Raw genomic sequence first — 7,844 nt, forward strand, 5'->3', positions numbered from 1 at the left:
CAAGCCTTCCGCGCCCTCCACAACGAAGGGGGCACAGCTGAGGACCTAGCGAAGCACCTTAACCACGTCCTGGGCGACGGCCACACCTAACACAGCCAATCTGGCAAGCAGTTGATCTTCGGCTCCGTACTGTCAACTTCGATGATGCAAACGCTAGTACTTCGATATCCGTCGAATTGACAGTGCCCAGGTCCGGAGCGGGTCTCACTGTCATCTTCGATGCTTCCAGACATTCGCCTCTGAGTCGCTGGCAGATGTCAGTGCTGCGCAGGAGATGTCAGTGGATTTGGCAGCAGGCCGTCGGATATGTCATTAGGCGCGTGTACTGTCCGTTCTCACTGGTCCTTTCAGCGTCTCATTGTGTTGCGCGCCGATCTGGCGAATTCTCAGGCGGCGGCCTAACTGACGACCTGGTTCGCCTGGTTTGCACCAGTCTGGGCTGATGTGAGCGTCATCGGAGTTGGCGTTTCTCATCAATGTCTGCCGAGGCGAGGCGATCATGACCATGCCCGTCGCACGTACATGCCGAGTTCAGGGTGTTTGCGGGAGCATGGACGCGATCTCGGTCGTACCGATGAGTTTTGTGCGGATCCGTGGTCGATACGGCTGGACACACCGACAGCGGTGGGCCTGTGCTGGGAACGTCCAGCGCGGGAGGAAGCACATGGAGGCAGTGATGAGCGTCGACGACTCCAAGCAGGAGCACACCATCCGGACTGGCGAGCAGGGGACGCGGGTGAGCGGTCCCAGGGTGTTGGTGGCGGGGGCGAGCGTCGCGGGACCCGCGCTGGCCCACTGGCTGCGCCGGCGGGGGGCCGAGGTGACCGTGGTGGAGCGGGCTCCTGAGCTGCGTCCCGGCGGGCAGGCGGTGGACGCGCGCGGGGTCGCCAAGGAGGTCATCGGGCGCATGGGGCTGGACGCGGCGGTGCGCGCGGCGTGCACCGACACCGCCGGCGCGCACACCGTGGACGCGGACGGGCAAGTGCTGGAGACCTTCCGTGCCGACGACGACGGTGGCGACGGGTTCATCGCGGACATCGAGATCTTGCGCGGGGACCTGTCCCAGGTGCTCTACGACGACACCCGCGACGGCGTCGAGTACATCTTCGGCGACCGAATCGTGGGGCTCGTCCAGGACACGGACGGGGTCGACGTGGTCTTCGCGGGCGGCAACCGGCGGCGTTTCGACCTGGTGGTCGGGGCCGACGGGTTGCACTCGGAGCTGCGGGCGATGGTCTTCGGGCCGCATGAGCGGTTCCTCCGCCACCTCGGGCACGTGCTCGCCTTCTACAGTGTGCCCAACGAGTTCGGGCTGGACCGCTGGCTGCTCGAGTACCAGGACCAGGAGTCCGGGCGCTCTGCCCTCCTGCGGCCCATCCAGGACGCCACCCGGGCGATGGCCATGTTCTACCTCGCCTCGGCCGACTTCGACGTCGACTACCGTGACGTCGCGGCCCAGAAGGTCCTGCTGCGTGAGCGGATGGCGGGCCTGGGCTGGTTGACCCCGGACATCCTCGCCCACCTGGACGACACCCCGGACTTCTACCTCGACCAGGTCGCCCAGGTGGTGATGGACCGCTGGTCGAGTGGACGGGTGGGGCTGCTCGGGGACGCGGCGTTCAGCTCCTCGCCGATGTCGGGGCAGGGCACCGGGCTGGCGCTGGTCGGCGCCTACCTGCTGGCCGGAGAGCTGGCCGCCGCCGGATGGGACCCCGACGCCGGGTTCGCCCGCTACGAGGCGCGGATGCGCTCGTTCGTCGAGGCCAACCAGGAGATCGGCCGGTTGAACGCCCGCAGCCGCGACGTCCCCGGGCCAGACGCCGAGCCGCTCCCCGATTTCGCCGGCGAATGGTTCACCGAGCTGGTCGGGCGCGCGATCAACGGCGTCGAACTGCCCGACTACGCGGGGGTGCCGGACTACGCGGGGGTGCCGGACTACGCAGCCCCGGCCGGATCGCCGATCACCTCGTCGGCCAAGCCGTAGGTGTCGCATAACGTGTCGAGAGGGACCACGCTTCGGTGTGGGACATCGCCGGACGACCTCCGCTCATGCCGCGTAGTGCGCGTTGGAGCGCCCGTTCGGCGGCCACGCCACGTTCCGATGAGGCGGTGTTGACCCGGCCGGATTGCTCGCCCGTCTTGTCTCAAGGCGGTTGTCGGTGCACAGCTCGCCGACATGCCTCCCTGACCCGATGGATGAGAACGGACACGACGGGTGTCCCGGGCTTGTGGAGGAGGGCATGGGAGCCTGGCCTCGGCGGCTGGGGTTGGTAGTCACTCCCGCGAGCCGGCGGACTCGGCGCTGCACCTGCCGCCGGAGGGACCGAGCGGCAGGCCGCGCTGGACGGGGTGACAGCGGAGGCGAAGCCGGCGCTCGGCGTGATCGTTCCCCGTGAGCCCGCAACAGGCCTCTACCGCAGGGCGGGCCGGCGGGCGCGGGACGGTCACGGTGGCGGCGTCGTGCCATCCCGTGCCTGGCCGGGGCTATCCGGTACGAGTGGCAGGAGGATCTCATAGAGGTCGCGAAGCCGGTCAGCGTCGACCGGGGGAAAGACGACAGTTGCTCCGACCGCAAGCAGGTAGGGCAGTAGGGCCGCCGTCCGGGCCTCCTCGTCACTGGCGACGGCTGATCGCCACACCCGCTGAAGTGCGGACAGTCTGGCCTCGTCCAGGCGAGTCTGCACGGCACGCACGTCCGCATCCCATGTCGCCCACGCCCGCACTGCGATATCGAGTTCTGGACGATAGAGACCTGTGCCGCCAGGGCGGACGAGTTTCGTCAGCCGTGCGAGAATCACCCGGGCACCAGCCAATTCACCGGCCTTGGAAATTGCATTCTCGAACATGTCGATCGACAGGTGCTCGAAATGAGCGAGAAGCGCTTTCTTGTATCCCTCGGCGCCATCGAAGTGATGGTGGAACGACCCTTTCGACAAGTTAAGCCGAGCGGCGATCCGGTCGATTCGAATCCCTGCCGCACCTTCTTCGGCGAGGACCTTCAAGCCTTCGTTCAGCCACCGCTCACGTGCCGTGCTCATCCGCCAAACATACCATCGGGTATGGAGCCCTCCGCGCCCGCCGAGGCGCGTTCGAGCTTCATGAGATGAAGCTGTAGAAGCCGACCGCGATGCAGATCAGCAGCATGACGGTGGCGTTGAGGAAGAGGTTGCGGCCGAAGTCTCGGGCCGCGATGTGCATCGCGATGGCGACCATGAAGTAGAGGATGAGCGCGGCACAGGTCGCGGCGCCGAGATACGGCAGCCAGATGCCCAGGATCAGACCGGCCGCGGCGGCGAACTTCAGTGGCGGCATGATCCACCAGTGACGTCGCGGCCAGTTCACGTCTTCGAAGCACTGGGCGATGAACGGTACGGGCTTGATGCACATGACGGCGTCACCGATCTGGATGATCGCTAGGACGATAACCGGCCAAACCGGATCGGGTAATGCTGACATGTCTCTCCTCTGCCAATGAACTGCTCATTAGCAGCATACCATACCGTATGGTACGGCCAGCAGATGGGACAGCCTCGTCGGAGACGGCGTAGGCGATCTTGTCCTCAGCGGCTATCTCGTGGCTGACCAGGCAACGCGCCGGTCCTGATGCCTATGAGGAGGAAGAGGTGTGCGTGGCACGATCGACTGTGCGCGTTCGGGAGAGGCAGAGTGCGCTGCGCAGAGTGGCGCGGTCAGCCACAACGCTGATGCCGCAAGAACAGGTTGTGAACGGTCGTCGATCGCTGGGGCTCGACGTGCGAGCGGTGGTCGGGACGGAGTTCACCCCGAACAGGACGGCTGCCACAGCCGGATCAGCGGCGGCCTATCTGGGCACCCGGAAATGCTACCCACCGCCGCCGACGTCCACCTGTGGTGGACCTTGCGGCTGTGACATCGGGCAAATTCGGGAGCCGACGCCTGGCCCGGCACCGACGACTGTGACCTGGCCAGGGCGTTCCGGCGCCATGGCGGCGGCCGTACAGATGATCTGCTCGATGGCCAGTGCGGACAGTTCGCCGGCCGGAGTGGACAGGGTCACCATCAAGTCGCCGGGTCCGCGGCCCGGCGCGGCGGTTACCGAGAACGGGCCGACTTCGGGCGGGACGTCGGTGGTGAGTCCGTGCGCCTGTTCGCTCGCGGTGGGTCCCGCTGCCAGCAGCGCGAGCGTGTTCGCCTGGGACTTTGGCGGACCGGGCCGCGTTACCGCGCTGAGCCGGCCGTTCTTCACCAGGTAGAGGGTGATCTTCGAGGGTGGAGCGACGGCTCCGCTCGGCGGGTAGCCGACGGAGATGACCTCGCTGGGCCGTACGCCGCAGCCGGCCACGGCGACGAGCGATACGAGGCCCGCGGCGAGCAGGCGGCGGGCGAGTCCGGTCCTCATTCGGGGCCTCCGTCCGGATCGGGTGCCCGGCGTGGCAGGCGCAGCGTGAAGATGGCGCCGCCGTCCGGGGCGTTGGTGACGGTGATGTCGCCTTGGTGCAGGCGCGCGTTCTCCCGCGCGATGGCGAGGCCGAGGCCGCTGCCCTCGGACCTGGTCCTGGCCGCGTTGGCCTTGTAGAACCGGTCGAACACGTGCGGCAGCACCACCTCGTCCAGCCCGGGTCCATGGTCGCGGACCTCGAGAGTGATCCAGTGCGGGTCGGCGGACAGCCGTACCGACACCGGTGGCTCGCCGTGCCGCAGGGCGTTGCCGACCAGGTTCGCGAGGATGACGTCCACCCGGCGCGGGTCCAGCCGTGCCGTCACCGCGGGTGGCAGCTCGGTGTCCACCTTTTCCGGCCAGCCTCTGGTACGCAGGCTCGCGCGTACCAGCTCGGCCACGTCGACCTCGTTCAGCGCGAGGGCCGCGACGCCGGAGTCGAACCTGCTGATCTCGATGAGGTCGTTCACCAGCCCGGTGAGGTTGAGCGTCTCCTGGCTGACCAGCCTGGCGGCCCGGCCGGCCGGCTCGGGAAGCTCGGCCGCCTCCCCGTCGAGGACGTCGGCGACCGCGGTGAGCGCGGCCAGCGGGGTGCGCAGCTCGTGGGACACGTCGGCCACGAACCGGCGGGCGTCGGCCTCCATCTCGCGCAGCTGCTTGACGTGCCGTTCCAGCTCCGCGGCGGTGTGGTTGAACGTGCGTGCCACCTCGGCCAGCTCATCGGAGCCGCGGACCGCGATCCTGGTCCGCATCTCGCCCTCACCCAGCAGGCGCGCCGCCCGGCCGAGCTCGCGCACCGGGCGCAGCACGCCCCGGGTGGCCAGCAACGCCAGGACGACCGCGAACGCCAGGGCCACCCCGCCGATGAGCCAGGCGGACGTGGCGAGCCCGTCGATGCTGCGCTGTTCGGCGAGCAGGCTGCGCGCGGCGTAGACCTCGATGCCGGACACCCGCGTCGTCCGATCCGGCTCGGTGACCAGCAACGGCGCGCCGATGATCAGCCAGGGCACGTCGTCCTGCCGCACCACGCGTTGCCACGCGATCTCGCCGCCGGCCACCGCCTGCCGCAACTCTGGGGAGATCACCCCGAGATCCAAGGCCAGCACCGTCCCGCCCGGCCTCCAGCGTCCCGGCGGAGCGACCGGCGAGTGCATCTCGCGGTAGATGGCGACCGCATACTCCACGCTGTTGTGGTCGGGCACGGCGGCGGCGATGTCGTCGAGCTCGTCCTGGCCCGGCGCCGGACTCCGCAACGGGTAGAGCGACTCCAGGCGGCTTCTCATCGTCTGCACCGTGGCATCCTGGGCGCGCTGCAGGATTTCGTTGCGGGCCTGGACGTAGATCCCGCCGGCCACCGCCGCCGCGGTGACCACACACAGCAGTGCGAACGCGAACAACAGCCGGGTACGCAGCCCCAGGCTCAGCCGAGGTTCCACCGGCGGCTCACACCGGCCCGAACCGGTACCCGAATCCACGCACCGTCTGCACGTAGACGGGCGCCGCCGAGTCGTCCTCGATCTTCGCGCGCAACCGCTGCACGCACGCGTCCACGAGACGCGAGTCGCCGAAATACCCCTGCTCCCACACCGACTCCAGCAGCTGCTGGCGGCTGTGCACCCGGCCCGGCGTGCCGGAGAGCTCGAGCAGCAGGCGCAGCTCGGTCGGGGCGAGGCTGACCGGCACACCGCGGTTGGCGACCACCAGCCCCGCCCGATCGATGGTCAGGTCCCCGTGCCGCTCCAGCTCCGCCTGGTCCCGGCTGATCCGCCGGAGCACCGCGCGAATGCGTGCCTCGAGCACCCTGGGCTGCACCGGCTTGACCACGTAGTCGTCGGCGCCCGCCTCCAACCCGGCCACCACGTCGATGTCGTCGCCGCGCGCGGTCAGCATGATGATCGGCACCTCACGGGCGGCCCGAATGCGGCGGCAGACCTCGAACCCATCCATACCGGGCAACATCAGATCGAGCACGACGACGTCGGGAAGGTCCGTACGCAACCGGTCCAGCCCCTGCTCGCCGGACTCCACCGCGCGCACCCGGTGCCCATGCCGGGTCAGGGCCAGCTCAAGGCCCTCCCGCACGGCCGGGTCATCCTCGATCAACAACACTCGCGACACGCCGCCGAGTTTCACCGCACGCTCCGTAACTCGCCCGCCGGTCAACACCATCCACTGTCGGCCATCCGTGTCCCCGCCTCGTCAGCGCCGTGTCATGGTTGTGTCACGGTTGCGCCGACGGTTTGGCCGACGGTTGCCGCCGTCGACAAACGGTGACACGCGGCGGATAACGTACGCACATTCGGCGCCAATCGTAGTCGTCATGAACGAGCCACGCACGATCCCACCTCGGCCCCGAGACCGGCTGTACGCTGCGGCCACGCTGGTGCTCGCCGTGCTCCTGCTGCCGGCGGCGTTCGTCCGCCATCCCGGCCGCGCCCACGAACTGGCCTGCCGCTGGGCGTTACGGATGCGCTTTCCCGCCGAGGACCTCACCGGCCTCACCGACGGCGCCCTGGCGGCCTTCACCGCGGCCCGCACCCAGGCACTCTGGCGCCACGGCCAGCTCATCGGCCTCACCTCCGGATACCGCGACCCCCTCCTCCAGCAACGGATGTTCGACCAAGAGGTACGCCGCTCCGGCTCCCCCACCTCAGCACGCATGCTCGTCCTACCACCGGCGGAATCCAGCCACGTCAAAGGCGTCGCCCTGGACGTACGCCCCCACGAAGGCGCGCACTGGCTCGAGCAACACGGCGCCCGCTACGACCTCTACCGCATCTACGACAACGAATGGTGGCACTTCGAATACCGCCCGGACCGCGGCGGCATACCACCACGACGACGACCTCACCCCGGCTTAGGCTACGTAGCGGAGAACGGGGGCCAGATGTAGCCCAGGCCCGGGTCCATCCAGGTGCGCGATGGGGGGATTGAGCGGGTGCCCGCCTTAGACGATCGTCGAGTCGCTGGGACCCGGTGTACGGACTGGGGATGCCCGCTCGCCGGCGTACGGCCTCGTCGCGATCCCGGAGATGCCGCCCTCGATCGCGATGCCCAGCAGCCGGCCCGCCTGCGCGTCGTCGTCGTGGTGCTCGTTGGCAAGGGAGATGGCGTTGACGAGCGCGAGAAGGACCTCGGCGCCTACGCCCGGCTCACCCGCATGATCGCATCCGCCTTCGACCAGGGCTCACCGACGACTCGAAGCCGGCGGTGTGCGCGGGAAGTTCGTCATCGACATGCGCCGTTGAACGACGCCGACGGGAAGGTCCCACCCGGGCACCCGTCCCCGGGACCGGCGCTGGCGCGGCCCGAATCAACAGGTCACAGATCGCCCAGGTCGAGCGGAGGCGCGGGCGCGGGCGGAGGCGCGGGCGCCATTCCTCGAGCTCGGCATCGCTGCCTTCGAAGAGCCGGATGTCGACCCCGG

The 7,844-nt window shown here is 68.8% G+C and carries 7 protein-coding genes; 2 read left to right on the top strand and 5 right to left on the bottom strand.

Annotation, left to right across the window (positions count from 1 at the left end):
* Positions 1-676: 676 nt before the first annotated feature.
* Positions 677-1,984, top strand: coding sequence for an FAD-dependent monooxygenase (locus AB0B61_RS45485; RefSeq protein ID WP_358446483.1), 1,308 nt, complete (start codon positions 677-679; stop codon positions 1,982-1,984).
* 460 nt (positions 1,985-2,444) lie between these two features.
* Here the strand turns inward: AB0B61_RS45485 and AB0B61_RS45490 are convergent, their stop codons facing one another.
* The 5 genes from AB0B61_RS45490 to AB0B61_RS45510 all read right to left on the bottom strand — a co-directional run bounded on the left by AB0B61_RS45490 (position 2,445) and on the right by AB0B61_RS45510 (position 6,535).
* Positions 2,445-3,038, bottom strand: coding sequence for a TetR/AcrR family transcriptional regulator (locus tag AB0B61_RS45490; protein WP_358446486.1), 594 nt, complete (start codon positions 3,036-3,038; stop codon positions 2,445-2,447).
* A gap of 58 nt (positions 3,039-3,096) precedes the next feature.
* Positions 3,097-3,456, bottom strand: coding sequence for a DoxX family protein (locus tag AB0B61_RS45495; protein ID WP_358446489.1), 360 nt, complete (start codon positions 3,454-3,456; stop codon positions 3,097-3,099).
* 385 nt (positions 3,457-3,841) lie between these two features.
* Positions 3,842-4,378 carry a hypothetical protein gene (locus tag AB0B61_RS45500; RefSeq protein WP_358446492.1) on the bottom strand — a complete coding sequence of 179 codons (537 nt, stop codon included), beginning with the start codon at positions 4,376-4,378 and terminating at the stop codon, positions 3,842-3,844.
* Positions 4,375-5,853: an ATP-binding protein gene (locus AB0B61_RS45505; RefSeq protein ID WP_358446494.1), complete on the bottom strand. Its 1,479-nt coding sequence runs from the start codon at positions 5,851-5,853 to the stop codon at positions 4,375-4,377. Before AB0B61_RS45505 ends, AB0B61_RS45500 begins: the two co-directional genes overlap by 4 nt.
* Before the next feature lie 7 nt (positions 5,854-5,860).
* Positions 5,861-6,535 carry a response regulator transcription factor gene (locus AB0B61_RS45510; protein WP_358446497.1) on the bottom strand — a complete coding sequence of 225 codons (675 nt, stop codon included), beginning with the start codon at positions 6,533-6,535 and terminating at the stop codon, positions 5,861-5,863.
* A 202-nt stretch (positions 6,536-6,737) separates the two neighbouring features.
* On the opposite strand from AB0B61_RS45510, the gene vanY-N reads away from it, so the two are divergent.
* Entirely contained in the window at positions 6,738-7,310 is a 573-nt protein-coding gene (gene vanY-N, locus AB0B61_RS45515) for a D,D-peptidase/D,D-carboxypeptidase VanY-N (protein ID WP_358446499.1), read from the top strand.
* Positions 7,311-7,844: the final 534 nt, after the last annotated feature.

The organism is Nonomuraea sp. NPDC049158, from assembly GCF_040648335.1.
Lineage (GTDB): Bacteria > Actinomycetota > Actinomycetes > Streptosporangiales > Streptosporangiaceae > Nonomuraea.